The 25667-nt window shown below is 68.6% G+C and carries 19 protein-coding genes and 1 pseudogene; 5 read left to right on the top strand and 15 right to left on the bottom strand.

Going from position 1 to position 25667, the window contains the following annotated elements; all coding sequences use genetic code 11:
• Positions 1 to 44: 44 nt before the first annotated feature.
• Positions 45 to 2717 carry a hybrid sensor histidine kinase/response regulator gene (locus RSPPHO_RS17895; RefSeq protein ID WP_051013844.1) on the bottom strand — a complete coding sequence of 891 codons (2673 nt, stop codon included), beginning with the start codon at positions 2715 to 2717 and terminating at the stop codon, positions 45 to 47.
• A gap of 85 nt (positions 2718 to 2802) precedes the next feature.
• Positions 2803 to 4095 (bottom strand): urea ABC transporter substrate-binding protein, encoded by a 1293-nt coding sequence (gene urtA, locus RSPPHO_RS11410; RefSeq protein WP_014415393.1) that lies wholly within the window; start codon positions 4093 to 4095, stop codon positions 2803 to 2805.
• Between the two features lie 314 nt (positions 4096 to 4409).
• Here urtA and RSPPHO_RS11415 point away from each other — a divergent pair, with 314 nt between their 5' ends.
• On the top strand, positions 4410 to 5756 hold the full coding sequence (locus tag RSPPHO_RS11415) for an MFS transporter (RefSeq protein ID WP_041795202.1): 1347 nt from the start codon (positions 4410 to 4412) through the stop codon (positions 5754 to 5756).
• Positions 5757 to 5840: 84 nt separating this feature from the next.
• On the opposite strand, the gene RSPPHO_RS11420 is transcribed toward RSPPHO_RS11415, so the two are convergent.
• Together RSPPHO_RS11420 and argC are read right to left on the bottom strand one after the other, a co-directional pair.
• Positions 5841 to 6371 carry a gamma carbonic anhydrase family protein gene (locus tag RSPPHO_RS11420; protein WP_014415395.1) on the bottom strand — a complete coding sequence of 177 codons (531 nt, stop codon included), beginning with the start codon at positions 6369 to 6371 and terminating at the stop codon, positions 5841 to 5843.
• Between the two features lie 59 nt (positions 6372 to 6430).
• Positions 6431 to 7492, bottom strand: a complete 1062-nt coding sequence (argC, locus tag RSPPHO_RS11425) for an N-acetyl-gamma-glutamyl-phosphate reductase (RefSeq protein ID WP_041795204.1) — start codon at positions 7490 to 7492, stop codon at positions 6431 to 6433.
• Between the two features lie 173 nt (positions 7493 to 7665).
• Here argC and RSPPHO_RS17900 point away from each other — a divergent pair, with 173 nt between their 5' ends.
• Entirely contained in the window at positions 7666 to 8955 is a 1290-nt protein-coding gene (locus tag RSPPHO_RS17900; RefSeq protein WP_051013845.1) for a hypothetical protein, read from the top strand.
• A 50-nt stretch (positions 8956 to 9005) separates the two neighbouring features.
• On the opposite strand, the gene addB is transcribed toward RSPPHO_RS17900, so the two are convergent.
• Positions 9006 to 11087 (bottom strand): double-strand break repair protein AddB, encoded by a 2082-nt coding sequence (gene addB / locus RSPPHO_RS11435; RefSeq protein ID WP_051013846.1) that lies wholly within the window; start codon positions 11085 to 11087, stop codon positions 9006 to 9008.
• 24 nt (positions 11088 to 11111) lie between these two features.
• Between addB and RSPPHO_RS11440 the strand changes: the two genes are divergently transcribed.
• The 3 genes and pseudogenes from RSPPHO_RS11440 (at position 11112) to mutY (ending at position 14238) form a co-directional block, all read left to right on the top strand.
• On the top strand, positions 11112 to 11978 hold the full coding sequence (locus RSPPHO_RS11440) for a DMT family transporter (protein WP_041795208.1): 867 nt from the start codon (positions 11112 to 11114) through the stop codon (positions 11976 to 11978).
• A gap of 187 nt (positions 11979 to 12165) precedes the next feature.
• Positions 12166 to 13074: pseudogene (locus tag RSPPHO_RS21990) on the top strand (TAXI family TRAP transporter solute-binding subunit); the annotation flags it as partial.
• 72 nt (positions 13075 to 13146) lie between these two features.
• Positions 13147 to 14238, top strand: coding sequence for an A/G-specific adenine glycosylase (gene mutY / locus RSPPHO_RS21995; RefSeq protein ID WP_014415400.1), 1092 nt, complete (start codon positions 13147 to 13149; stop codon positions 14236 to 14238).
• Positions 14239 to 14352: 114 nt separating this feature from the next.
• Here the strand turns inward: mutY and argH are convergent, their stop codons facing one another.
• The 10 genes from argH to RSPPHO_RS11495 all read right to left on the bottom strand — a co-directional run bounded on the left by argH (position 14353) and on the right by RSPPHO_RS11495 (position 25538).
• Complete coding sequence (argH, locus tag RSPPHO_RS11450; protein ID WP_242390480.1) at positions 14353 to 15696, bottom strand: argininosuccinate lyase; 1344 nt, start codon at positions 15694 to 15696, stop codon at positions 14353 to 14355.
• A gap of 150 nt (positions 15697 to 15846) precedes the next feature.
• A complete protein-coding gene (locus RSPPHO_RS17905) occupies positions 15847 to 16245 on the bottom strand; it encodes a NifB/NifX family molybdenum-iron cluster-binding protein (protein WP_051013847.1) in 399 nt (132 codons plus the stop codon).
• Positions 16246 to 16261: 16 nt separating this feature from the next.
• Positions 16262 to 16552, bottom strand: coding sequence for a hypothetical protein (locus RSPPHO_RS19995; RefSeq protein ID WP_051013848.1), 291 nt, complete (start codon positions 16550 to 16552; stop codon positions 16262 to 16264).
• Positions 16549 to 18855 carry a B12-binding domain-containing radical SAM protein gene (locus RSPPHO_RS21070; RefSeq protein ID WP_339325412.1) on the bottom strand — a complete coding sequence of 769 codons (2307 nt, stop codon included), beginning with the start codon at positions 18853 to 18855 and terminating at the stop codon, positions 16549 to 16551. The genes RSPPHO_RS19995 and RSPPHO_RS21070 overlap by 4 nt, the downstream gene beginning before the upstream one ends.
• A gap of 61 nt (positions 18856 to 18916) precedes the next feature.
• Positions 18917 to 19720 carry an MFS transporter gene (locus RSPPHO_RS21075; protein ID WP_051013849.1) on the bottom strand — a complete coding sequence of 268 codons (804 nt, stop codon included), beginning with the start codon at positions 19718 to 19720 and terminating at the stop codon, positions 18917 to 18919.
• Positions 19713 to 20534 (bottom strand): class I SAM-dependent methyltransferase, encoded by an 822-nt coding sequence (locus tag RSPPHO_RS11475; protein ID WP_041795212.1) that lies wholly within the window; start codon positions 20532 to 20534, stop codon positions 19713 to 19715. Before RSPPHO_RS11475 ends, RSPPHO_RS21075 begins: the two co-directional genes overlap by 8 nt.
• Before the next feature lie 91 nt (positions 20535 to 20625).
• A complete protein-coding gene (locus RSPPHO_RS11480; protein WP_014415406.1) occupies positions 20626 to 22812 on the bottom strand; it encodes a TonB-dependent receptor in 2187 nt (728 codons plus the stop codon).
• A 131-nt stretch (positions 22813 to 22943) separates the two neighbouring features.
• A complete protein-coding gene (locus tag RSPPHO_RS17915; RefSeq protein WP_051013850.1) occupies positions 22944 to 23936 on the bottom strand; it encodes a helix-turn-helix transcriptional regulator in 993 nt (330 codons plus the stop codon).
• A gap of 125 nt (positions 23937 to 24061) precedes the next feature.
• Positions 24062 to 24658 (bottom strand): LysE family translocator, encoded by a 597-nt coding sequence (locus tag RSPPHO_RS11490; protein ID WP_242390668.1) that lies wholly within the window; start codon positions 24656 to 24658, stop codon positions 24062 to 24064.
• A gap of 37 nt (positions 24659 to 24695) precedes the next feature.
• The gene (locus tag RSPPHO_RS11495; protein WP_041795216.1) at positions 24696 to 25538 is read right to left on the bottom strand and encodes an AraC family transcriptional regulator; all 843 of its coding nucleotides are present in this window, start codon (positions 25536 to 25538) and stop codon (positions 24696 to 24698) included.
• Positions 25539 to 25667 lie beyond the last annotated feature (129 nt).

The raw sequence follows: 25667 nt of genomic DNA on the forward strand, positions 1-25667 counted from the left end.
GAGAAAGAGAAGGAAGGCTGGGGAGGCGGGCCTCCCTAGACCCCTCATTTTGGCTGGCGGGTGAGGATCCAGGCCTTTAGGGCGGCCAAGCCCTCGGGGCAGGCGGTGTCCAAGGCGGTGGCCAGGGGGCGCAGGCGGGACCAGTCGTTTTCCCGGGCGGTGTTTTCCAGGGATTTGGCCAGGGCGCGGGTGGCGCGCATGCCGTTGGAGCCGGCACTGCCGGCTAGGCGATGGGCGGCATCGGCCACGGCCACGGCATCGCGCTCGGCCAGGGCGCGGGCCAAGCGTTGGCGCGCGGCATCCAGCGCGGCTTCGGCCAGCAGGGCCAAGCGCTCTAGTTCGGCCAGTCCCAGGGCTTCCTCCAGTTCGCGCAGCAGGGGCTCATTGAGCAGGGCTTCGGTTTCGGGGGGCAGCGGGGTTTCGGGCAAGGGCTGGCCCTGGATCGCCCGGGACAGGGCCTGGGACAGCCGATGGGGGTCGATGGGCTTGCCGACCACGCCTTGGAAGCCGGCCGCGGCATAGGCCTCGCGGTCCTCGCGCAGCAGGTTGGCGGTGACGGCGATCAGGGGATAGGTCTGGCCATGCTGGGCCATCAACTCCTTGAGGCGGCGGGCTACCTCGAAGCCATCCATGCCGGGCAGGCGGATGTCCACCAGGGCTACGTCGAGGGGAAGGCCGTCGGCCAGGGTCAGGGCCTCGGGACCGTGACGAGCCACCACCACCGTGTGGCCGGCCCGGGTTAGAAGGCCGGCCAACACCTGACGATTGACTTCCTCGTCCTCGACCATCAGCACCCGTAGGGGCGGGGTGTCCGGGACCTCGGTGTCGGGATCGGCCGGCTGGCCGGCGCGGGCGTCGGTCTGGGCGAAGCTCAGGACCAAGGTGAAGGTGCTGCCTTCGCCCGGGCGGCTGGCCACCTCCAGGCGACCGCCCATGCCATCGACCAGCCGCTTGGCGATGGCGAGGCCCAGGCCGGCCCCGCCGTGGCGCCGCGCGATTGAGGCGTCGCCCTGGGTGAAGGGCTGAAACAAGGTAGCCCGGGCTTCGGGGGCGATGCCGGGGCCGGTATCGCTCACGGCAAAGGCGAGGGCAACCTGACCCGGGGCGGCGGGATGTTGGTGGACGCTAAGGCAGATCTCCCCGGTTTCGGTAAACTTGATGGCGTTGCCCAGCAGGTTGAACAAGATCTGGCGCACGCGGGCGGGGTCGCCCAAGAGGGCCTCGGGCAAGGAGGCGGGGAGGTCGAGGCGCAGAGCGAGGCCTTTTTGCGCCGCTGGAACCTGCATCAGCGCCACCAGGGCCTCGGCCATCTCCCGGGGGGCGAACGGGCGCTGGTCAAAGGCCACCTCGCCGACATCGACGCGCGACATATCAAGCAGGTCGCTCAACAGCACGGTCAGGGTCTCGCCCGACTGGCGAATGGTGTTGAGCCAGGCCAGGGCCTGGGGATCGGCCAGGACCCGGCCGCGCACCAGTTCGGCCATGCCGAGGATGCCATTCATCGGGGTGCGCAGTTCGTGGCTCATCATGGCCAGGAACTCGGTCTTGGCCCGGGTTGCGGCCTCCGCCCGGTCCTTGGCGTCGCGCAGGTCGCGGGTGCGTTCGGCCACCTTGCGCTCCAGACCCCGGTGGTAGGTGTGCAGCTCCAGGGCCATGTCGTTGAAGGCGTGGGCTAGGTCGGCGATTTCCTGGCTGCCGGCCGGGGTCACCGGGGTGTCGAACTGGCCGCGTGACAAGGCCCGGGTCGCCTCGCCTAGTTCCTTAAGCGGTCCCGTGATGGCCCGGGACAGGAAGGTCGCGGCGATCAGGCTGCACACGGCGGCCATGCCAGAGATCCACAGACCCACGACGCGCAGCCGTTCGACGCTGGCCAGGGCCTCGGTCCCATCCATCTTGACCACCAGCCCCCAGCGAAAGCTGGGCAAGTAGCGCCACGCCGCGAGCACCGGCTCGCCCCGGTCGTCCACCGCCGCACCCACGCCGCGCTCGCCACGCAAGGCCCGCTCGAACAAGGGGGCCAGGGCATCCCCCTCGCCCAGGCGCACCGGGGCGGCGCGTTCGTGGCGCACGGGGCCAAACAGGGCGATGCTTCCCTCGGTGATCCGGCCTCCAGCCAGGGTTTCGCCGGTGCGGCCCAGGCTCAAGGTATCGGCCAGCACATCGAACACCGCCGAGGCGTCGATCTCCATCGCCACCACGCCCACCAAGCTGCCGGCGCTCAAGACCGGGGCGGCGACATAGGCCGAGGGGGGCGCCCCCTCGGGACCGGGCGCGAAGTCGGAGATGTCGCTTTCCAGCAAGGTGCGTGCCCGCTCGAACACGCTGCGCAATAAGGCTTCGTGACGCGGCGGGGCCTGGGAAAAGACCAAGCGGCCCCGGGGATCGAGGATCAGGAGGTCATGGGCGCCAAAGGTCTCGGCGGCGTGGGCCAGGGCCTCGGGGGCCAAGCTCGGCCCGGTTTCGCCCAGAGCCGCCTGAACCGCCGGATGATGGGCCATCAAAGACACCCGGCGCAGATGCTCCAAGGCCAGGGCCTCGATGCGGGCCGTCTTCTGGTCGGCCAACGCGGCGACGTTGTGGCGGATTTCCTCCTCAAGGGCTTGTTCGGACGCACTGAAATAGGCCCAGACGACCATGACCAGCGGCAAAACGCCCAGCAGCAGGTAGCCGGCGGCGATTTCCGTGGCAAGCCGGGTGCGGCGGGGTCTGGAGGGCATCACAAAGGCTCCGCAGGAGGGACAGGACAAACCGAGGGGTCTGGGGAGGCCGCGCCTCCCCAGCCTTCTTCTTCATCGTGACCGCCTAAGGCCCGGGCGGCGGCGGTGCTTGCCAGTTGCCCCGCCACCCCAGATACAGCGCTTCCAGAAAGGCGAGCCCCTCGCGGCGTGGCAGCAGGGAAGGAAAAGGCACCGGCCGAACCGGCCGCTGGGAATCCCACAGAATCTCAAAATTGCCATCAGGGCGGATCTTGCCGATGCGCACCGTTTTCCAGGTGTGTTGCGTCTGGGGGTCGATGGTGACCGTGCCGCCCGGGGCGGCCATGCTCTGGCCCTTGATGGTGGCGCGAAAGTCGCGAAACTCGGCCGAGCCCGCCTCCTCGACGGCACGCGCCCACAGCATCACCCCGAAATAGGCCGCCTCCATGGGCGCGCTGGTCGCGGTATCAGGGCCGAAGCGTCGCTGAATCCCGGCGATGAAGGCGCGGTTCTCCGGGGTATCCACGCTTTGAAAGTAGTTCCGCGCCGCATAGTCGCCGGCCATCATGGCCGGACCAAGGGCCCGGACTTCGGACTCGGCCAGGGAGAAGCTCATCACCGGCAGGCGCTCGGGCGTCAGGCCGGCGGCCCGCAAGGCGCGAAAGAAGCCTAGGTTGGAATCCCCGTTGATGGTGTTGAAGATCACGTCGGGCTGGGCCGCCTGGATGGCCGCGACAATCGCCGTAAAGTCCTGGCTGCCTAGCGGCGCATAGGCCTCGCCCACCACCTCACCTTGGAGTGCGGCGGTTTGGGCAGCGATGATCTTGTTGGCGGTGCGGGGAAACACATAGTCCGAGCCCACCAAGAACAGGCGGCGGCCCAGGTGGTCAAGGGTCCATTTGACGGCCGGGATGATCTGCTGGTTGGGAGCCGCTCCCGTATAGATAATGTTCGGCGACTGCTCCAGGCCCTCGTACTGCACCGGATAGAACAACACCGCGTCGCGCCGCTCAAAAATCGGCTTGACCGTCTTGCGACAGGCTGACGTCCAGCAGCCGAACACCGCCGAGACCTTTTCTTGAGTGATCAGGCGCTCGGCGCTGGTGGCAAAGACGCCCCAGTCCGACCGGCCATCGACCACCACCGCCTCCACCTTGCGCCCGAGCACGCCGCCGCGCTGGTTGAGATCCTCGATGGCGTATAAGGTGGCATCGGCAACCAAGCGCTCCGAAACCGCCATGGTGCCGGTCAGCGAATGCAAGATTCCGACCTTGATCGGGCGATGGCGGGGCTGGGGAGGCAGCCAGGAGGGGAGAGCCCCGAGGATGGTGATCCAACTCACCAGCACCAGCACCACCGCGCCCACAAAATTGCGCCTGCGTTCGCTCGGATCCGGCACGCTTCGTCTCCAGAAGGGGAGGGGAGGGCTGCATAAAGGCGTGCTGGTCGAAAAGGCCGAAACGGGGCGTTGCGCATTTTGTCCCAGTCGCCAAACTCATGGCCTCACCGACGAAAGCAGGACAGGCGCTTGGCGTCTAGACTGACCGCTCTTCCTGACGTGCAAAAAGGGAAGGCTGGGGAGGCTCGCCTCCCCAGACCCCTCCAATCCTGGGGGTCCCTCACTGCGGCGGGTCACCATGAATGTGGGGCCTGGGGAGGCGAGCCTCCCCAGCCTTCCCTTTTTTGCCCTGGCTTTCTTACTGGATCCCCTCCATGACCACACCTTCCGCCTCCTCCCCCGGTCCACGCCGCTGGCTAACCGCCTGCGTTTTGGGCGGTGCGACCTTAATCAGCCTTGACGGCGCCATTGCCACCTTGGCCTTGCCCACCTTAAGCCACGACTTCGCGGTGAGCGAGGGGGCCACGGTGTGGGTGATCAACGCCTATCAACTGGGAACCGCCGCTTGCCTGCTGCCCGCCGCCGGGCTGGCCGAGCGCATCGGCGCCAAGCGCCTGTATCTCCTGGGCTTGCTGATTTTTACCGTGGCCTCGCTGGCCTGTGCCCTGGCGCCCAGCCTGCCGGCTCTGGTGGCGGCCCGCACCGTTCAGGGAATGGGCGCGGCTTGCCTCGCCACCTTGGGCCCGGCCCTCATCCGCTCGTTCTTCCCGCGCGAGCGCATCGCCCAGGGGCTGGCTCTGGTCGCTATGGTCGTGGCGGTCAGTGGCGCGGCCGGGCCGTCGCTGGGGGCGTTGATCTTGTCGGTGGCCGACTGGCCCTGGCTGTTTTTGGTCAACCTGCCCATCGCCAGCCTCGCCTTCCTGGTGTTTTGGCGGCTGGCGCCGCCGAGCCAAGCCGGTCAACGGCCGTTCGATGCGGTTGGCGCCGGGCTGGCGGCTCTCGCCCTGGGCGGACTCGTCACCGGAGTCGATGCCCTGGGCCGCGAAGGGCTGCTGCTCTCTCTCGGGCTGTTGGGACTGGCGCTTGCAGCCGGTGTTGCCCTGGTCTGGCAGCAACGCCACCGCCCCGACCCCTTGCTGCCTCTCGATCTTCTGGCCCTGCCGCTGTTTTCGTTGTCGGTCCTGACCTCGATCGCCACCTACGCGGCCCAGATCCTGGCCTATGTGGCGCTGCCCTTCTTGTTCCAGAGCGAACTGGGGCGCTCGGCGCTGGCCACCGGTGCCTTGGTCACGCCGTGGCCGGTGATGGTCATCCTGGCCGCGCCCTTGGCTGGCCGCCTTAGTGCCCGGTTGCCCGCCTGGATCCTCAGCAGTCTGGGCTTGAGCATCCTGGCACTCGGCCTAGCACTGCTCGCCCTATTGCCACCTGCGCCGTCCGACCTTGATGTGGTCTGGCGGATGGCCTTGTGCGGTCTGGGGTTTGGCTTTTTCCAAACCCCCAACAACGCCACTCTCATGACCGCTGGCCCCACCCGGCGCGCCGCCGCTGCCGGAAGCATGCTGGCCGTGGCCCGGGTGAGCGGCTGGTGCCTGGGGTCGGCCTTGGTGGCCGTGCTGTTGGCCCGCGGCGGGTCCAGCGCCGCGCCAACCTGCCTGGGACTGGCCGCCGCCTTAGCCACCCTGGCCGCCCTCCTCAGCCTCTCCCGCCGCGCCACCAAATAAAATTCCAGAACGATGTTCTGTTTTTCCAGGGAAAGGAGGGGCCTGGGGAAGCCCCGCCTCCCCAGCCTTGTTCCTCCGCCAGCCCTACCCGGCGCGATACCCCTGCGCCAACTCGGCATACCGGGCCGCCGAGGTGCGAAACCCATCCTTCTCCTCCTGGGAAAGAAGGCGGCGCTCCTTGGCCGGGCTGCCGGCCCACAAGGTCCCGCCGCCGACCCGCTTGCCCGGCGTGACCAGGGCCCCGGCGGCGACCATGGCCCAGGACTCCACAACCACCTCGTCCATCACCGTTGCCCCCATGCCGACGAAGCTGTCGGACTCCAAGGTGCAGGCGTGCAAAATGGCGCGATGGCCCACGGTGACGTCGTTGCCGATGGTAGTGGGCCAGCCGCCGCTGGTGACATGGACGATGGTGCCGTCTTGGAGATTGACCCGCTCCCCCACCCGGATGGCGTTGACATCCCCGCGCAGCACACAGCCAAACCACACGCTGGAGCCGGCGCCGATCTCGACATCGCCGACGATCACGGCACCGGGGGCCAGGAACACGTCGTCGGCGACGCGCGGCCAGACGCCCTTGAAGGGCAAGATCAGGGGAGGCGGCAGCGGGCTCATCGTCTCTCTCCGTGCTCAGTCAGGATCGGGAAATGGGCAGGATCGGGGAACGGGCAGGATCAGGGAAACAGGGGGGCTTGCCCCAGGCCCAGGGTTTCCTCGAAGCCCAGCATGACATTCATGTCCTGGATAGCCTGTCCCGAGGCGCCCTTGACCAGATTGTCCTCGGCACACACCAAGATGGCGCGGCCCGGGGAGCGATCGGCATGCACGCCGATCAGCACGTGATTGGAGCCGCGCACATGCCGGGTGTGGACCGCCTCGCTGGCCGACACCACCCGGACGAAGGGCTCGCCGGCATAGGTGGCGGCCAGATGGTCGCGCAGGGCGTCCACCGTGGTGCCCTCGGTCAGGCGGACGTAGATGGTGCTGAGGATCCCCCGATTCATGGGCATCAGGTGGGGGGTGAAGGTCACCCGCACCGGCCGTCCCGCCGCCAGCGACAGTTCCTGCTCGATCTCGGGGGTGTGGCGGTGGGTGCCGCCGATGCCGTAGGCGTGCACGCCTTCCGAGACCTCGCAATGCAACGAGCCCTCCCGGGCCTCGCGCCCGGCGCCCGACGCCCCCGACTTGGCATCAATGATCAGGGGATCGGTCTCGATCAGGCCCGCCGCCAGCAAGGGAGACAGCGGTAACTGGGCGCTGGTGGGGTAGCAGCCGGGTACGGCCACCAACCGCGCCGTCTTGAGGGCGGTACGGTTGCGTTCGGTCAAGCCGTAGACGGCTTCCTTTTGCAGGTCCACTGCCTGATGGGCATGGCCGTACCACTGGGCATACACCTCGGGGTCACGCAGCCGGAAATCGGCCGACAGATCGGCAATGCGCAGCCGCCCGCCGTGGGGACCGTCCAGCAGGTCGCGCAGCAGGGCTTGGGTGGTGCCGTGGGGCAGGGCGCAGAAGACGAAATCAATGCCGGCCCAGTCCACCGCCTCGACCGAGCTCAGGACGGGCAGGTCCAGGCCCCCCAGGTGGGGAAAGACCTGGGCCAAGGCCTGCCCCGCTTTGCGATTGGCGGTCAGCGCCGCCAGCGTCACGCGCGGATGGCGCGACAACAGGCGGACCAGTTCAGCCCCCGTGTATCCGCTGGCGCCCAAAATGGCGACTCTCACCCGCTCGACCATTGGTCCTGTGTCCTCATGCTGAAAGCTTATGACGTGGGGGGACCTGCTTTGCACCCTCTCCCCCTAGGTTGGGATAGCCCGTGCCTTTGTTTCGGGCAAACCTTTTCAATCTCCGGCCGGGCGCCTATTGTAAAAGAAGGCATTATGGCCCGAGCGCGCGAGGGATACCCGTCATGACCGCTTTTCCTTTTTGCCGGGTTCAGGGGCGTCGGGAATGGGGCGCGTCGTGGGTCGGGATCGTGGCCGGAGGGCTGCTGTTCGGGCCGGCTCTCGCCCCGAGTGTCCTGGCCCAGGGCCTGCCCACCGATGCCCTGGAAAACGCCATCGGGCGCTGCATCGGCAAGGAAGGCGCCACCGGCGATGCCGTGGGCGAGCTGACCCTTGATCTGAAAACCGGCAAGACCGTCTATCGCTGCGCCAGCGATTCCACGCCCCAGCCCTTGACCCCTGCCGCCAGCGCCGGTGCGATGCCCAAGGAAACCGGGGCGGCCAAGGAGGCGGCTCCCTCAAAGGGCACGAGCCAGGGAAAAGGCACGGGCCAGGGAACGAGCCAGGACAAGCCAGCGGCGGCGGTTGATAAGGGGGCGACCGCGGTGTGGATCAACCGCCCTTCAGAACCGCCGCCCGAGCGCCCCCAGGAATGCGTGGGCGCCCATCCGGCTTATCGCACTTTGCCTGTGTGCGTGATAGCCGCCCGTTTAGGTCTGATGAAGGACGGGGCCGCTCAAGCCTACCGCGTTCCCAAGGCCCCGCCCCAGGACACCTCGCTTGATTACACCCAGCCCCCTCCGGTTGATCTGATCGAGCCCGAGGCTCTGCCCCAGGAAGGGGGCGGCGCGGCGCCCGTTGCGGAGGCATTCCCAGACCCCGGCACTCCGAGCCCCAATGGTCCCGCGTCGTCGGCGCCCCCGCAGACCGCCAGCGCCCCTTGGCCCCCGGCGGATGATCCCGTGCCGGTGCCGCCCCCGGCGACCAGCCTCCCGGCCCCCAATTCTCCGGCCGCCGCCGTCTTGCCGCCGCCAGGGGTATCGGCCGACAAGGCGGAACAGGAGGCCCGGACCGCCCGCACCATCACCTTGATGCCGGAAGGGGCGCAAGAAGCCATCGCCCAGGCCAAGGCGGCCCGCGAAAAGGAGCGCGAGCTAGAACGCCAGCGCCGCCAAGCGGAGCGCGCCAAGGCCGAGGGGGGAGACGCCGCAGACGACAGCGGGGAATTTTCTTTCACCGGTCTTCTGGTGGGCTTGGCCACCGTGCTGGGGGGGCTGATGGCGGTGGCGGGGGTCGGCCTGGGGATTGCGATTTTGCTGCATCGGATCAAGGTGCATCGCGCCGCCAAACCGGATGATCCCTATGTGGCCTATTACGACGAAGACGAGAAAGACGAGGAGGCCTCCCCCCGCCCCAAGGGCAAGGCCCCTGTCCCCAAGGCCGATCTGGAAGACGACTATTCCATGGCCAGTTGAGCCGGCAGGCAAGACCGGTCCAGCGGGGCGGGCCTCTCCGGCCCCTTGGTCTAGTCTTCGCCGCCCGCCCATTCCCGCACCCGCGCCAGATGCTGGTAGGGGTTAAAGCGCGGCGCGTGGTCGGGGTGGGGCCGGGCCATGTAGGGCGTGGCGGGGTCGTCAAACAGGCGGATCAAGGCCTGGAGCCCCGCCAGGGCGGTTTGGGCCGCTGCCTGCGGGTCCTTGCTGGCCGGTCGCGCCGTGCCGCCCTGGGCATCGCCGCTCAGGCGCCAGAAACTCAGCCCGGCCACCGGCGCCGCCCCCACGCCGGCGAAGGCGCCGCTTTGCGCCAAGGCCGCCTCCAGGGGTAATTGGGGCGAGAGACCGGCGTCCACCTCGGCCAGGGTGGGCAGCGCGCCGGTCTTGTAGTCGATGATGTCCAAGGATCCGTCGCGCCGGCGCTCCAGGCGGTCGGCCTTGGCCGTGAGGACAAAGGGGCCCTCTGGTCCCTCCAGGGTCAAGCTGGCCTGGACCTCGGCCAGGGTCTCGGCCAACGCGGGGCGGCGCTCGCGTTCGCGCCGGGCCACCCAGGCGGCGATCCGCTGAAACCGCGGCCACCAGAAGGTCCTGACCCCGGGCCGGGTCATCAAGGCGCCAAAGCGCGCCCGGCCCAGGCGCAGCAGTTCGGCTTCGGGATCGGGGGGTAAGGCGCGCGGCCACGCCCGCACGAAGTCCTCCAAGACGCCATGGATCAAGGTGCCGTAATCGGCTCGGCTGGGGTCGGCGTCCAGGGGATCCAGTTCGCGCAGCCGCAAGACGAACTCGGCATACAGGGCATAAGGGTCGCGCATCCAGGTTTCCACCCGCGTCACCGACAAGCGACGGGGTCGGTCCTTGACCTGCGGGCAGGGCGCGGGCTGGCGGGTGCGAGCCGGGGGGCCCGGCGGTTGCTCCAGATGGCGGGCCCAGGCCAAGCGCTCGGCGCCTCGGGCTTCAGCCTCGGCCCAGGCTCCGCCCAAGCCGGCGGCTTGGGCCACGGCGGCGAGGCGGGTCAGCCAGCGCGAGGGAACGGTGGGCGAGCCCTCGACCCGGGCCGCGCGCGAGAGCACCAACGCGGGCGCGTGCAGGGCCTGGGAGAGGTCGTGGGCGGCCAAGCCAATGGCGCGCTCGGGCTGGGGCAGGCCCAGGGCCTGGAGCATGGGCCGGCTCATCCACGGGCCGGTGTCGCTTTGAGCCGGCCACGTGCCTTCGTTGAGGCCGGCCAGGATCAGCAGATCGGGGCGTTGCAGGCGCGCTTCCAGCGGGCCCCAGATGGCCAGCCGGGGATGGCGGTCAAAGCGCGGACGCACCGGCGTTTGGGCGAGCAAGGTCTCGAACAGGGCCGGGTAATGCCGGGGCGCCAGGGATCCCAGGGAGGGCGCGGCGTCCATCAGGTCGGCCAGCGCCAGGGCTGCCGCCTCGCCGGCCTCGCCGGCCCACAGCCGCGTCGGTCCCGGCATCACAACGCCGTCGATGCGCGCCGCCGCCAAGCCCTCGGCAAAGCGCAGATGGGCGTCCAGCAGTTCGGCTAAGGTGCTTTCGTCCCGCGCCAGTTGGTCGAGAAAGGGATGGGCCAACTGTTCCAGGCGCTCCAGGCCCCGGCGCAGCGAGAGGGCAATGCGGGGCGGCTGGTCGGCCAGCAGGGCATAAAGGCCGGCAAAGCCCGGGGCCGGCCGGGGGCCGCGCAGGACCTCGCGGTCCAGGCGGCGCACCCGGGCGCGAAACACCGCCGGCGCCTCGCCCGCCGCCGCCAGGGGATGTTGCAGCAAGGCCAGCAGGGCCACCGGCGCCAACTGTTCGGCACAGGCATGGGCGGCCAGCCGCAAGAAGGCGCCCACCGGGGTGTTGGACAGCGGGCGCCCGGCGCTGTCGTCCACTGCGATCTCCCAGCGGTCAAGGGCGGCGGCCACCCGGCGCGCCAAGGTGCGGTCTGGCGTGACCAGGGCGGCCGTGCGCCCCTCGGTTTCCAGGGCCTCGCGCAGCATCACGGCGATGGCCATGGCCTCCTCGCGCTGGCCCGGGGCGTTGAGCAAGGTCAGGCCGTCGAGCGAGAGGGAAGGCTGGGGAGGCGGGCCTCCCCAGACCCCTCCGGCCCTGAGGGGGGTGCGTTTCACGTGAAACGAAGGAGGGGGGGGGGAATGTCTCGTGTGTTGCCGGCGTTGTTTGTGGTGTTGTGGAGTAGTGGGTTTGTTGGGGCGCGGGCGGTTTTGCCGTACAGCGAGCCGTTTACCTTTTTGGCGCTGCGCTTTGGCTTGACGGCCTTGGTGTTGCTTCCGGTGGTGCTGGCGCGCCGGGCGCCGGTCCCGCACGGGGGCAGCTTTTTCCACGTGGTGGTCGCCGGGCTCATGGTCCATGCGTGGTACCTGGGCGGGGTGTTCTTTGCCGTGGATCGCGGCATGCCGGCCGGGCTTATCGCCCTGATCGCCGGCTTGCAGCCCCTGTTGACCGCCGCTTTGGCCTTGCCGCTGCTGGGGGAGCGTCCCAGCCGGCGCCAGTGGGGTGGGCTGGGGCTGGGCCTGATCGGCGTGATCATGGTGCTGGGGGAAAAGCTGGCCCCCCAGGGCGACACCCTATTTAGCGGCTTCGGCCTGCCGGCGCTGGGGGGCGGCCTGCTGGCTTTGGTCGGCCTGACCGTGGGCACGCTGTATCAAAAGCGCTTTTGTCAGGGCGTGGACCTAGGGATGGCCTCCTTCCTCCAGTTCACCGTGTCAACGATGGCCCTGCTGCCCCTCGCCTTCTTGCTGGAAACCCGGACCATCGCCTGGACGGGCGAGTTCATTGCCGGTCTGGTGTGGCTGGTGCTGGGCTTGTCGGTGGGCGCCGTGTTCTTGCTGCTGCTGCTCATCAAGCGCGGCGGCGCCTCTCAGGTCGCCAGCTTGTTTTATCTGGTGCCCCCCGTCACCGCCTTGATGGCCTGGGCCTTGTACGACGAACCCCTGGGCCCGCTGGCCCTGGCCGGCATGGCAGTGGCCGGCACCGGCGTCGCCCTCGCCGCCCGCCGCTAAGGAATGGAGGGGCTTGGGGAGGCCCGCCTCCCCAACCTTCCTTTTTCCCTTTCCGGAAAAACCTTGCACCACCACCAGGGCAGGCCGATCTCCAGAGAGGATCCGGGCCCTATCGCCACCCTGCCATGCCAGCGCCATGGTTGTGGGGTTCTGTGGCCCGGACACGCGACCGAGGGGGAAGGACCGCATGCCATTGACACGCCGCGCCTTGCTGGCCTGCTTGCCTTTGCTTGCGGCGCTGCCGTTGGCCCGGGCGGCCCAAGCCCAGACCCCCGCGCCGGCCGGCCTGTTTCCCACCGGCCCCAACCGGACCGACGATGTCCGGTTCGTGCGCATTGGCACCGGGCGCACCGGCGGGGCCTATTTTCCCGTGGGCGGCCAGATCGCCAGCGCCATTTCCAATCCCCCGGGGTCGCGCCCGTGCGAGCGCGGCGGCTCGTGCGGGGTGCCCGGGCTGATCGCCGTGGCGCAATCGACCGGGGGCTCGGTGGACAACCTATCGGGCTTGGCCACCCACCTCCTCGACCTTGCCATTTCCCAGGCCGATGTCGCCTACGATGCCTATCGCGGCACCCGCGTTGCCGAGGGTGTGCCGTCGCTGCCGGGGCTGCGGGCCATCGGCACCTTGTACACCGAGAGCCTGCATTTGGTGGTGCGGGCCGGGTCGGGCATCAAGGGCTTGAGCGACCTGCGCAAGCGCAAGGTGTCGCTGGGCGACCCTGGCTCGGGCACCTTGGTAAGCGTGCGTCTGGTCTTGAAAGCGGCCGGGCTGGCGGAAACCGATCTCCAGGCCTCCTACGATCCTCCCACCCCCGCCGCTGACCGGCTGGCCGAGGGCGCGCTGGATGCCTTTTTCTTTTTTGGTGGCGAGCCCGTTACCTTGGTGTCGTCGCTGCGCGAGCGCTGCGCCTTGGAGGTGGTCCCCGTCGCCGCCCCGGGGCTGGCCAAACTGGTGGCCCGGGTGCCCTACCTGACGCTGGGCGAGATCGCCCCTGGCATCTACGACAATCCCGACCCGGTGCCGACCCTTCAGGTGGGGGCGGTGCTGGTGACCACCACCGACATGCCCGCCGATCTGGTCGAGGCGATCACCACCGCCTTGTGGCATCCGCGCATTCGTAGCCTCTACCAACGCGGCAGAGCGATATTCTGGTCAAATGAGGGGGTAATGGCCAAAAAGACTTGTTTTGTTCCCGATTTGGGCGTGCCGCCGGACACTCTGACGACTCGCCTGCTCGCGTGGTATGCCCGCGACGGCCGCGACCTGCCATGGCGGGTCAAAGGCGGGCAGGCGGACCCTTACCGGGTCTGGCTGTCGGAGGTCATGCTGCAACAAACCACGGTGGCCACGGTCAAACCCTATTACGAGGCCTTTCTCGCGCGCTGGCCCACGGTCGCCGCCCTGGCCGCCGCCCCGCTCGACGACGTTCTCACCCAGTGGGCCGGCCTGGGCTACTACGCCCGAGCCCGCAACCTGCATGCCTGCGCGCAAAAGGTGGCCGAGCGCGGCGCCTTCCCGGGAACCGAGGCCGAGCTTCGCCGCCTGCCCGGCATTGGGGCCTACACGGCGGCGGCGGTGGCGGCCATCGCCTTTGGCCAGCGGGCCGTGGTGGTCGATGGCAATGTGGAGCGGGTCATGGCCCGCCTGTTCGCCATCACCGAGCCCTTGCCGGGGGCGCGGCCCTGCCTCGACACTCTGGCCGCCCACCTGACCCCGGCCGACCCGGCGCTGGCCGGGGATTATGCCCAGGCGGTCATGGATCTGGGGGCCACCTTGTGCACCCCGCGCTCGCCGGCCTGCGGCCTGTGCCCGTGGCGCGACCCCTGCGCTGGGCGCCGCCAGGGGATCGAGGAGAGCGTGCCGGCCAAGGCCGCCAAGCCGGAAAAGCCCACCCGCCGAGGCGTCGCCTTTTGGGCCGAGCGGCCGGACGGCAGCTTGCTGCTGCGCCGCCGTCCGGCCCAGGGCCTGCTGGGCGGCATGATGGAAGTCCCGTCCACCGAGTGGCGGCCCGAGCCCTGGACCCCGGCCGACGCCATCCCGCATGCCCCGCTGGCGGCTGACTGGCGCCTGATCCCCGGCCGGGTACGCCATACCTTCACCCATTTCCACCTGGAACTCGATGTCATGGCCGCGCGGGTGAGCGCCAACGCCCACGTCGCCGGGGTTTGGGTCGCCCCCAGCGCCCTCAAGGACCACGCCCTGCCCACCGTAATGAAGCGGATTATCCACCTCGCCCTGACGCGCAAGGAGCGCGAGTAGCCGAGGGGTCTGGGGAGGCCGCGCCTCCCCAGCCTTAAAAAAAACAAGGAAAGGCTGGGGAGGCGCGGCCCCTCCCCAGCCTTCCCTTTTGCCCCTGGAGAACGGCGCAGCCGATCACCCCCCTTCTCCCACCAAAAACCGCTGACGAGCCGCGGCGCAGGCCTCGCGAACCCGCTGCGGGGCGGTGCCGCCAAAGCTGGCGCGCGCCTGAACCGAGGCCTCCACCGTCAGAACCTGGGCGGCCTCGGGAGTCAGACGCGGCTCAACAGTCTGCATCTCGGCCAAGCTCAGATCCTCCAGGCCCACTCCCTTGGTCTCGGCAAGGCGCACCAGAGCGCCGGCCACCCCATGGGCCTGACGGAAGGGCGTCCCCAACTCGCGCACCAGCCAGTCGGCCAAGTCGGTGGCGGTGGTGAAGCCCTGACCGGCGGCGGCGCGCAGGCGCTCGACGTTCGGGGTCATGTGGGCGATCATGCCGGTCATGGCGGTGACGCAGAGTTCCAAGGTGTCGGTGGCCTCGAACACCGGCTCCTTGTCGTCTTGCATGTCCTTGGAATAGGCCAGCGGCAGGCCCTTCATGACGATGAGCAAGCTGTTGAGGGCGCCGATCACCCGCCCAGCCTTGGCCCGCACCAGCTCGGCGGCGTCGGGGTTGCGCTTTTGCGGCATGATCGAACTGCCGGTGGAATAGGCATCGGGCAGGCGGACGAAGGCGAACTGGGCGCTGGTCCAGATCACCAGTTCCTCGGCCAAGCGCGAGAGATGAACGGCGAGCACACTGCCGGCCGCCAGATACTCCAGGGCGAAGTCGCGGTCCGACACGCCGTCGAGCGAGTTGGCACACGGGCGGTCGAAGCCCAGCGCCCGGGCGGTCATCGCGCGGTCGATGGGGTAGGGGGTGCCGGCCAGGGCGGCCGAGCCCAGGGGGGATTCGTTGAGGCGGCGGCGAGCATCGGCAAAGCGGCCGCGGTCGCGCMCCAGCATCTCGACATAGGCCAGCAGGTGATGACCAAGCGTGACCGGCTGCGCCGCTTGCAGGTGGGTGAAGCCGGGCATGATGGTCGCGGCGTGGGCCTCGGCCTGGGTGATCAAGGTGCGCTGGAGGTCCAACAGCAGGCTGTCGAGGTGGTCGATGGCGTCGCGGATCCACAGGCGGAAGTCGGTGGCCACCTGATCGTTGCGCGAGCGCGCGGTGTGCAGACGGCCGGCGGCGTCGCCGATCAGCTCCTTGAGGCGGGTCTCCACGTTCATGTGGATATCTTCAAGGCGGGTGCTGAAGACGAAAGTGCCGGCCTCGATTTCCTCCTGGATGCGGACCAGCCCCTCGTCGATCGCCTTCCCATCGGCCTCGCTCAGGATGCCCACCGCCACCAACATGGCCGCGTGCGCGCGCGACCCGGCGATGTCCTGACGGTAGAGGCGCTTGTCAAAACCGATGGACGCGTTGATCGCTTCCATAACGGCGGCTGGGCCACTGGCAAACCGCCCCCCCAAATGTCGCTGCGGGGCTGGGTCGCGTCGTCGGACTGCATGAAGATGCCTTTCCTAAGTTCACATCCTAAAAGGACCGAGGGGTCTGGGGAGGCCCGCCTCCCCAGCCTTCCTTTTTTATGGGCTTCCCACCCCGCCCCCGGCGTGCTGCGCCTCGCCATGGCACGACATGATCCCCTGCTCGCCCATGGTCTCCTCGGTCAAACGCCCCTCCAACACGGCGCGGATGGCCGCCTCCGGGTCGCGCTCGGGAGTAAGCAGCACCCGCACCCCGCGCGCGCGCATCCGGGCGATGTAGCCCCGGCCGCAGCCGTTGGTCAGAACCACGTCGAGATCGTCGAGGGGATGAGGCCCCCGACCATGGAAATCGTGCACCGTCATGCCCGGGGCCAGTTGCAACGGCGCCAGCGCGCTCAGGGTACCGGCCTCGTCCACCTCATAGACCAGATAGCGGCGCGCCCGGCCGGCGTGGGCGCAAAGGGTGCGGAAATTGCCGGTGCTGAGGCCAAAGCGCATCAGGCGTCTCCCAAGATCAAGTCGGCGGATGGGGATGGTCGTGGCCGTCCAGATCGTCCGCCGCGTGGTGGTGGTCGTGCGGTTTGCGGTCGTGATGGAGGTGGTCGTGGTCGTGGCCGGCCGCGTGACCTTCCGGGCCGTGATCGTGGGGATGGCTGTGCTGGTGGCCGTGTTCGTGGCTGTGGGTATGGCCATGCTCGTGGCTGTGGACCGTACCATCGGCGTGGGCGTGCTCGTGGCGATGCACATGGGTATGGGGGTGGTCGTGGCTATGCTTGTGTTCGTGCTCGTGCGTCTCGTGCGTCATGTCGAACCTCCGACCTCGGGGGCGCGCTCGCGGCGCCAGCGAGGCGTCAGGGTGAAATCCATGGTGGCCTTCGGCACGGGCTGGCCGGTGTCAATCCGGGCCCACAGGGCCTCCGGGTCGGGCAGGGGGGGCGCGGGCACGGCCGAGGGCGCGTGATCGTAGAGCACCACCACATGGTCGCGCGGCGTCCCAAGACAAGGACCATAGGCCGAAAGGTGATCGAGGAAGCCAGCACGGATCACCTCGGCATACCGCTGGGCCTGGGCCTGGGTGATGATGCCCTTGATCCGCTCGTCTATTTCGTAGTCGGCCAGCGTGCTGTCGCACAGGGCGCGCGAGGGGTAAACGTGGCGAATGTCGAAGCGGGCCGGCTCGTTGTGGACCGGGGTGCCACGCTCCAAGACAAAGGGCCCGGCGACGGCGGCGTGGATGTGGTCGCGCTGGGCGTGGACAAAATCAAGGGTGGCCTTGAGATCGGTCCGGGTCTCGCCGGGAAAGCCGACCATCAAGAACACGTGGTTGCGGATCCCGGCCCGGGCGGCGGCGGCCAGGGTGGCGGCGGCGGTGGCGCTGTCGTTGCCCTTGTCCATGCGCGCGAGCACCCGGTCCGATCCCGATTCCAGCCCCCAATAGACGCACACACACCCGGCCCGGTGCATCAGCTCGAGACAGTCCGGGGTGAAGTCGGCCGTGGGTTTGGCCAGCACATAATAACGCAAGTCCAAGCCGCGTTCGAGGATGGCCTGGGAGAGTTTGGCCAAGCGCACCGCCGGGACCATTTCGTCCACAAAGGTGAAGTGCCGCACGCCCTGGCCGATATGGTGGGCTAGTTCATCGACCAGCCGGGCGATCGGCGTGGCCTTGTAGGAGGCGGCGTAAGAAGCGTGATGGTTGCAAAACGTGCAGCGGCGCCAGTAGCAGCCGCGCGAGCCCAGGATCGGCACGACCGGCGCCGGGGTCAGGTAGGTCTCGGCCGGCAGGTCGCTGAAATCGGCAAAGGGGGCCTCGGCCGGGCGCACGGCCAAGGTGTTGGGCCGGCGCGAGAGGGTGTCGGTCGTGGGGTCGTAACAGACCACCCCAGGCACCTCGGCCAGGGGGCGGCCGTCGCGCCGAGCCTCCAGCACCGCCAGAAAGGCCCGCTCGCCCTCGCCCAGCACCACGGCATCGACGCAGGGCTCGGTCACGAAGCCGTCCAGGTCGCTGTCTTTGAAGAAGCCCCCGCCAAACACCAGCGTGACCTCGGGGCGACGCGCCTTGAGGATCCGGGCCAACTGGAGGGTGAAGGCAAGCTGGTCGGTGAAGGTGATCGAAAAGCCGATCACCGCCGCCGGCACGCTCAACAGATGGCGGGCGCAAGCCTCGACGATCCACGACACCGGCCCCTCGCCCGCATCGGCGCGGCTGAACTGGCCTTGCAAGGTCCGCCCGGCCAGCGACAGGCCCAGGAGCAAGGAGGGCGCCAGGGTTTTGTAGCCCTCGGGATCGACGAACAAGGGATCAAGCCCTTCCATGCGGGCAAAGGCATCGTCCAGCGCCGCCCGCTCATCGAAGTCGAGCGCCGTCTCGCCCCGGCGCACGGCGCGGATCATCTGATGGTAGACCTGGGCATTGAGGTCCACGACGGTGCAACGGAAGGCGCCCCCGGCCTCAACCGCGCCCTTGATCTGGGCCACGCCCAGCGGCCGGGCCGGCAACACGCCAATGCCATTGACCAGCAAGGCCCGGCTGGGATCCAAGGGGCCCTCGCCCGCGTCCTCCAGGGGGACAAAGCGCAAGGGCACGGGGAAGTCGAGGCGTTGGTTGGAAAAGCCCGGGATCAGGCGGTCGGCCCGCTCGCGGGCGTCCAGGGCTTCGTCAAGGCGGCCCAGGCCGTGCAGGCAGGCGATCACGCCGTCGTGGGCCTCGGCCAGCGTGGGCGCGCGCGCCGTGGCGCTGCGATAGAGCGGCAGGGCCTCGCTCAGGCGGCCCGCCGTGGTCAGGGCGTGAGCTGCTTGGGCCAAGGCCGCCGCTCCGTGATCGGCCAGGGCGCCCAGGGGCTGGAGAGCTTGCACCGCCTCGTCCACGTGGCCTTGCCGGGTCAGGGCGCGGGCGGCGGCCCGCCCCATGGGGGCGTCGAGGGGAAAGCGGGTTAGGGCGGCGCGGGCCTCGGCCAGGGCCTCGCGCGGGCGGCCAAGGTCGAGCAGGCAGCGCAGCAGCAGGGAAAAGGTGACGGCCAGGGTGGGCCGCAGGGCCAAGGTCGCACGCGCGATCTCGACGGCCTCTTCCCACTGGTCGTTCTCGCGCAAGGAGGCGGCGAGCAGCATGCCGACATCGACCGAGGTGGGGTCTTCGGCCCGGCCCTGGGTCAACACCAAGATGGCCGCGTCATAGGCCCGGGCCCGCCACAGGGCATGGCCAAGGAAGGCGGCCCGGCCGGCCCGCTCGATGCCGGTGCGCGGTTTTTTGCCCAGGCCCGGATTGCGACCGCGCACGAGATCCCAGGCTGCATCCTCGGCCTTGGCCCGGGCGCCGGCCTGCCAGAGGCGGGCAATGCGCGCGAGGGTGTCGTCGAGAGCGGAGGCGGTCATGCGCGCGAGACTCGCAGGGCAGAGGAGAGAAGGAAAGGCTGGGGAGGCGGGGCCTCCCCAGACCCCTCGGTCGGGGATAGAGCATCAAGACCACCCCGCCGCCCAGCATGTGACCGGCCAGCCCGCCCGCAACCTGAACCGCGTTGCCCAGACCGCGCTGGGCCGGGGCGAGCAGGCGACAGGCCAAGGCGTCGGCGGCCACGTCCTGGGTGGCGGCCAGCAGCGACAACAGCACACTCAGGGCATAAACCCAGCCGAACTCGCTTAAGGGGTCAAAGCGCATGAGAACCAGCAAGGTCAGGACCATGGCGGCTTGCATGACAATCAGCCAGCCGCGCTCATGACCCAACCGGCCGAGCGCGAGCCGGTCCACCACAGGGGCCCACCCCCCCTTAAGCGCCCAGACCAGCCCCAAGGCACTGACCAGACCCAGGTGGGACAACGAGGSCCCCCCGGCCCGCAAGATCGCCGCCAGCGCCACAAAGAAAAAGCCCAGGCTCAAGGCCTGGGTCATGTACAGGCTGGCCAGCAAGGCCCAGGGCGTGCGCCGCGCCTCGGCACACGACGCACCAGCCGGCGCAAACAGGGGGGCCTCAGGCATCCCCCCCTCCAAAGCGGATCTTGGTCATGCCGGCGCCGTAGCGTCGCAGCAGGGGGATCGCTTCCATGGTGCCCAAAAACCAGCGCATCCCCCCCCGGGGCCAGCGAAAGGGCACGGTGACAAGGTCGGCCAGATCAGGCAGCCAGGCGCGCAAGGTCGGCGTCACCTCGTCGCGGTTAATGCCCCAGGGCATGGGCGGGGCGGTGTAGTGAGGGGTTTTCTGGTAGCCGCGCAAGGTGCGCTCGGAGAACCAGCGCGGGATGTGGTCGAACATGAACCACGCCCCGGGGAAGCGCGCCGCCATGTCGCGCAGCAGCGCCGCCACGTCCTCGGGGGTGAAGTACATCAGCAATCCCTGGGCGGTGATGAACACGGCACGCCCCGAGGGCACCGCATCGAACCATTGGCGGTCCATGACGCTGAGGGCGACGTGGTGGTGCTGCTCGTCCGGGGTGATGAAGCGCTCACGAATGGCGATGGCCTCGGGCACGTCCACCGACAGCCACAAAGCGCGCTCCCCGGCCACCCGGAAGCGCTGGGTCTCGAGGCCCTCGCCCAAGTTGACGATCACGCCGTCGGGATGATGGGCGAGGAAGGCCCGCACCTCGGCATCGAACACCACCGAGCGCACCCCGTGCGACGGCTCGGCCTTGCCAAACGAGCGCTCGAAGTCGTAATCGAGGCTGCGGTAGATCTGCCGGGCCATCTCGTCTCTCAAGATGCCATCGGGACGCCCGGCTTCGGTGGCCCGGTTGTGCAGGGTCCACAGCATGGTTTCAGGAACCCCGCTCAGGAGGCTGCTCGTGGTGGTCATGGGGATCTCCCGTGTGTGATCTTTTCGACCGGTCGGCCGATGGCCCCCCGGAAACGAGGGGTCTGGGGAGGGCTGCCTCCCCGGCCTTCCCTCAGAAATGATAGGCCGCCCCAACAATGAAGCTCCGCCCCGGCGCCGGCCACCCAATCTGGGCATCGCTCCCGCCCGCCATCATGGCTGGATAATAATACCCATACATATCATAGCGCTCATCGAGCAAATTCTCCGCCCGGACATAGAACTCGGCGGCGTCACTGTTGACCCCAACCCGCATATCAAGCTTGTTATAGGCGTGGAGATCGAAGTTGTTCTCGGGATCGGCCTCGCGTTGGCCTACATGCTTGTTCTGGAGGCTGGTCACCAGCGCTGGGTTTTTGAACATCCAGAAGTCGGGCAAGGGCTGCTCGTGGGTCAGGGACAGGGTCCAGCCCCAGGCCGGGGTCTCCGGCACCCGGTTGCCCTTGGCCACGCTGGTGGTCGCGCTTGGGACCTTGGTGATGGTGGCGTGGGTGTAGGCCAGACTGCCGCCCAGGGTGAAGCCATGGCCCACCCGCCAGGATCCCTCCATCTCGACGCCCTTGCTCTCGGTGTCGAAGTTCTTGGCCTGGGTGGCGTACGTCACGGTGTCGAACAAGACGAGGTGGTCGTCCTTGGTTTTGTTGAGGAAGGCCGCGACGTTCAAGGTGGCCCGCCCGTCCAGGAACGACGACTTCACCCCCACCTCGTAGCTGTTGACCTTGGCCGCCTTGTAGGAATCATCAGGCAGCCCCATCGCCGCGTTGGAGCCGAAATCCCCCCAGTCCCCCGACTTGTAGCCCCGGGCATAAACGCCATAGAGCGTGACCTCGCGCGTCAGGTCGTAGCCCAGCGCCACTCGACCCGTGGTGTAGGCATCGGAGAGGGATTGCTTGTCGGTGTAGCGGCGCAGCGGATTGGGGTTGCTGTCGTTGGCCTGCCAGACGCTGTCATAGGTCTTGTGCTCCCAGGTCTGGCGCACGCCGCCGGTCACTTTCAGGGCGTCGGTCAGGGGATAGGTGACCTCTCCGAACAGGGCGCCGCTGTCCACCACCACCGAGCGGTCGATGGTGGCATTGAACGGATTGGTCGGGTTCATCGAGTCATAGGCCCGACGGGTATCCACGCCCCGGTTTGATTTATAGTAGTTGGCCCCCGCCACCCAGAACACCTTGTCCTCGGGCCGCGACGACAAGCGCAGCTCCTGATTAAAGGCATCGCGCGACAGCAAATAGCGGCGGTTGGAATCAGGCACAAAGCCAATCAGCTTTTTGTACAGCGTCCCTTCGTACCACGACCCCTCGGTCATATAGTCGGTCCGGGTGTAGCCACTGAACAAGGTGGCTACCATCCAAGGAAAGGTGTGGCTCAACTCGGCGGAAAAGCGGGTGGAATCCTTCTTTTCCTCCACGCTGCCATCGGCAAAATCCACCGTGGGATCGCCGCCATAGGGCCGCACGGCCATCAGGCCCACGTGGCCCGACAGGCTGTCGCGCTGGCCCATCACGGTGAGGCGGGTGTCGGGGCCGGGCTCCCAGACCACGGTCCCGCGCACACCAAAATCGGCCGGCTTGGTCAGGGGCTCGCCGGTTTGGGCATTGTCCACCCAATGGTCCTGGCCGCTGTAGCGAAAGGCCAGCCGTCCTTTCAGGGTGTCCACCAGGGGACCGCCGACCGCGCCTTCCGTCATGCGATAAAAGTCGGTGCCACCCTCGGCGCGAAGATACCCCTCCAGGGTGTCGCCGGGACGGCGCGAGGTCATGTTGATGGCCCCGGCCTCGGAGTTTCGGCCGTACAAGGTGCCCTGCGGCCCCTTCATCACCTCGATCCGTTCCATGTCGTAGGTGCGCGACGACATTTCCGACACACTGCCCGGCATGCCGTCTTGGTAGAGCACCACCGAGCTGTCATCGCCGCCGATCCGGTTGAGCGAGCCGACGCCACGGATCTTGACGTTGGCGKTTTCGCTGTCGCCATACGAGCTGATGCCCAACCCCGGGGTACCGCTCAACAAGGATTCCAGCGACCCGCCCCCCTTGGCGGTAATCTCGTCGGCGCTGATCACCGAGAGGCTGAAGGGGATATCGCGCAGCTTTTCCTCGGCCCGCCGCGCCGTCACCGTCACCTCTTCCAGAACCATGGGAGCGGCGGCGGCGCTCTCGTCGGCGGCCAAGGCCGACGCGACGGGCAAGGGGCCCAGCGCCAGGACACCGGAGGCCAGAACCGGCCAGGGCAGACGATGCCCGGAACGGGGGAAGGACATGGAAAGATCCTCGTTCTCAAGGAGATATTGAGAGCGAGTCTTAATATCTTATCCACCCCCCTGCTACTCGGATCGGGAAGAAAGATGCTCCCATCGGGAGAAAGCCAACCGCAAGAAGGCCCCACCCCGCCTCAGGGCAGCAGGCGGGAGGGCGGACAGCCATGGACCTTGCGAAACGCCGCCGAAAAGTGGCCAGGGTTGGACAAGCCCACCGCCAAAGCCGCCTGCTGCACGCCGTAGCCCTGGGTTTCAATCAGGCGCCGGGCTTCCTGCATGCGCACGGTGCGCACCCAAGTTGCGATCGAGGTGCCGAAACGCTCGCGAAAACCGGCCTTGAGATAGCATTCGTTGAGCCCCACCCGCCGCGCCAGCTCAACAATGGTGGGCGGCGCCAAGTACTCGGCCCGCAGGATCTCGTAAGCGGCGTCAAGGGCGCTGTCGCGGCGCTTGGTCGGCTTGGCGCACTCCCCGGGCGGGGCCAACAGCAGGGCCAGCAGGTCCAAGGTCAAGGCCTCGGCGTGCAGCCGTCCGCATGCGCTGCTCGTGTCGCTGGCGGCCAGACGCCGCGCCACCATCAGTACCCTGGGATCCTGGCACGGGCACGGGCGACAGGCCGGCCCCTCGCCCGCCAGCACCGCGCCCAGCGCCGGGTGGATCGCCCCCGGTCCTTCCTCGCGCCATTGCGCCAAATACGGCGCCGGCACGTCCACCGACACCCCGCGCATGTGCTGGCCCCGCGACGAGCGGGCGTGCAAGACCCCCAGGTCCCCCGCCCGCATCCAGATCTCCCCCGCCGCCACCCGCCGCTCCAGGCCCAGCGCCGGCACGGACACATCAAAACACCCGTCAATCAGGATGCTAAAGCCAAACGGCGGCCCGTGCAGGGCATAGGTTTCCTCCAAGTCGGCGTGCAGGGCGTAGTCGGAAACCGTCACGGTCAGGCCATTGCCCAAGGTCCGCATCTGGACCCGTCCCTCGGCCACCGGCGCCGCCAGATCCACGCTCACGTCGCGCATCGGCGCAATCCCCTCGCCTCCTCGCCACACCGCCTCGTAGTGACGCAGCACCTCGTGGAACAGGCCCGCCTGACCCGACGCAGACGGTTCGGCGCGCGCGACAGTCATGGATGGTCCTTTCCGGCCCAGGGAAAACGCCTCCTGTTTTGGCAGAAGTGAGACGCAGTCGCAAGGTTGTGGGCAGAAAGATAAGATAAGGAAGGCTGGGGAGGCGGGCCTCCCCAGACCCCACATTAAGGCGTGGTGAGGGCCAGTTTGAGGGCAAGCCCGACGAAGGCCAGAGCAAAGCCGCGCCGGATCCACGCCCGCGCCCGCGTCGAGGCCAAGGTGTCGCGCAAACCGGCGGCCAGCAGACCGTAAGCAGCAAAGACCGCCAAGGTTAGCAGCATAAAGATCCCCCCCAAGCCCAGCATCAGCCGGGTCGGCGCCTCGGTGCCCGCCGGCACGAACAACGGGAGAAAGGCCAGAAAGAACAAGGAGAGCTTGGGATTGGGCAAGTTGAGCACCACCGCCTCCCGCAACACCGCCCCCGGCGAGCGACGTGCCGACGCCCCGCCCAGCAAGGTGTCGTTGCGCAGGCTTTGCCACGCCATGAGCAGCAACACCACAACCCCCGCCATGCGTAGCGCCGCAAACGCCAGGGGCGAAGTCTGGAAGACCGCCGCCAAGCCGGTGAGGGCCGCCAATAAGTGGGGCACAATGCCCAGCGTGCAGCCCAGCGCCGCCACCAAAGCGGCCCGCCGCCCGCCCCCCAGGCCAGCCGCCACGGTATACACCGCCCCCGGCCCCGGCGACGCCACGACAACCAACGAAGTCAGCCAAAATTCCATGCTCACGATCAAGGCTCCCGGTCAGAAACACGAGGCCTCAGTCTTTCCGACCCAGCCCGGAGCGTCTTGAAGGTTCTTGCAGCCGACCCGCCGTCGCATACGCCCCCGGCGGCAGCCCAAAGCCTCGCTTGAATAGCCGGGTCAGGTGGCTTTGGTCGGCAAAGCCACAAGCCAGCGCCACCTCGGCCACCGGCAGACCCGCCAGCAGCAGCCGACGCGCCCGCTGGAGCCGGCGCTGCATCAAATAGGCATGGGGCGGCAAGCCGGTCGCTCGCACAAAGCCCCGCACCACCTGAAAGCGGCCCAGCCCGGTCAGGCGGGCCAGATCGTCCAGGCTCACCGGCTCCTCCGGCGCCTCGTCGAGCCGCTGCACCGCCAGCCGCAGCGCCGCCGGCACCCCCCGGCCCTCCCCGGGATGAAGCACCCCGGCCAACAGCGCCAGCAGCATCGCTTCGCCCCGCAACCGCCCCACGGCCTCAACCGGGGTGGTCAGGGCCTCGAACACCCGCAGCAGGCCCGCGGCCAGGCCCGGGCGGGCAATCACCGGCTGGGCAAACTCGGCCGTGGCAAATCGGCCCTCGCTCAGGTCGAGCAGCGCCGCCGTCACCACCGTTGGATCAAGGTAAAGCATCTTCCAGGCGCGCCCGCCCTCGCCCAGCGGCCGCCCATCATGGACCTCGCCGGGATTGACGGTGATCATCTCCCCCGGCCCCGCCTCAACCGGCCCCCGCCCACTGGCCGAGCCGTGCCCGCCTCGCACAACCGCCCCCAAGCCATGCTGGTCATGCGTATGCCGCGCAAAAACCTGCGCCGTCGCCGCGCTCACCGCCACAATCCCCGGGGTCCAGGTGGGAAGACGTAGAACAGAACCGTGAGGCATGGGGATGTCTCCCAATCAAAGGGGGCTTTTGGGATAAGTAACGCGGGGCTGCCGCCCCGGCCCCGCCTGGAGGCTGACGCCTCCAGACCTCCGCTTTCTTTTTATTAATTGGCCCTCCCGCCCCCCTCC

It is taken from the genome of Pararhodospirillum photometricum DSM 122 (assembly GCF_000284415.1).
Classification (GTDB): Bacteria; Pseudomonadota; Alphaproteobacteria; order Rhodospirillales; family Rhodospirillaceae; genus Pararhodospirillum; species Pararhodospirillum photometricum.

Coding starts and splice junctions, on each gene's coding strand:
- RSPPHO_RS17895 (WP_051013844.1), bottom strand. CDS start 2,717: ATGCCCTCCAGACCCCGCCGCACCCGGCTTGCCACGGAAATCGCCGCC.
- argC (WP_041795204.1), bottom strand. CDS start 7,492: ATGGTCGAGCGGGTGAGAGTCGCCATTTTGGGCGCCAGCGGATACACG.
- RSPPHO_RS17900 (WP_051013845.1), top strand. CDS start 7,666: ATGACCGCTTTTCCTTTTTGCCGGGTTCAGGGGCGTCGGGAATGGGGC.
- RSPPHO_RS17905 (WP_051013847.1), bottom strand. CDS start 16,245: ATGCGCTTTGGCCTCAGCACCGGCAATTTCCGCACCCTTTGCGCCCAC.
- RSPPHO_RS17915 (WP_051013850.1), bottom strand. CDS start 23,936: ATGACTGTCGCGCGCGCCGAACCGTCTGCGTCGGGTCAGGCGGGCCTG.
- RSPPHO_RS11420 (WP_014415395.1), bottom strand. CDS start 6,371: ATGAGCCCGCTGCCGCCTCCCCTGATCTTGCCCTTCAAGGGCGTCTGG.
- mutY (WP_014415400.1), top strand. CDS start 13,147: ATGGCCAAAAAGACTTGTTTTGTTCCCGATTTGGGCGTGCCGCCGGAC.
- RSPPHO_RS11490 (WP_242390668.1), bottom strand. CDS start 24,658: ATGGAATTTTGGCTGACTTCGTTGGTTGTCGTGGCGTCGCCGGGGCCG.
- RSPPHO_RS11415 (WP_041795202.1), top strand. CDS start 4,410: ATGACCACACCTTCCGCCTCCTCCCCCGGTCCACGCCGCTGGCTAACC.
- RSPPHO_RS11475 (WP_041795212.1), bottom strand. CDS start 20,534: ATGACCACCACGAGCAGCCTCCTGAGCGGGGTTCCTGAAACCATGCTG.
- RSPPHO_RS19995 (WP_051013848.1), bottom strand. CDS start 16,552: ATGACGCACGAGACGCACGAGCACGAACACAAGCATAGCCACGACCAC.
- RSPPHO_RS11495 (WP_041795216.1), bottom strand. CDS start 25,538: ATGCCTCACGGTTCTGTTCTACGTCTTCCCACCTGGACCCCGGGGATT.
- RSPPHO_RS21070 (WP_339325412.1), bottom strand. CDS start 18,855: ATGCTGCTCGCCGCCTCCTTGCGCGAGAACGACCAGTGGGAAGAGGCC.
- RSPPHO_RS11440 (WP_041795208.1), top strand. CDS start 11,112: ATGTCTCGTGTGTTGCCGGCGTTGTTTGTGGTGTTGTGGAGTAGTGGG.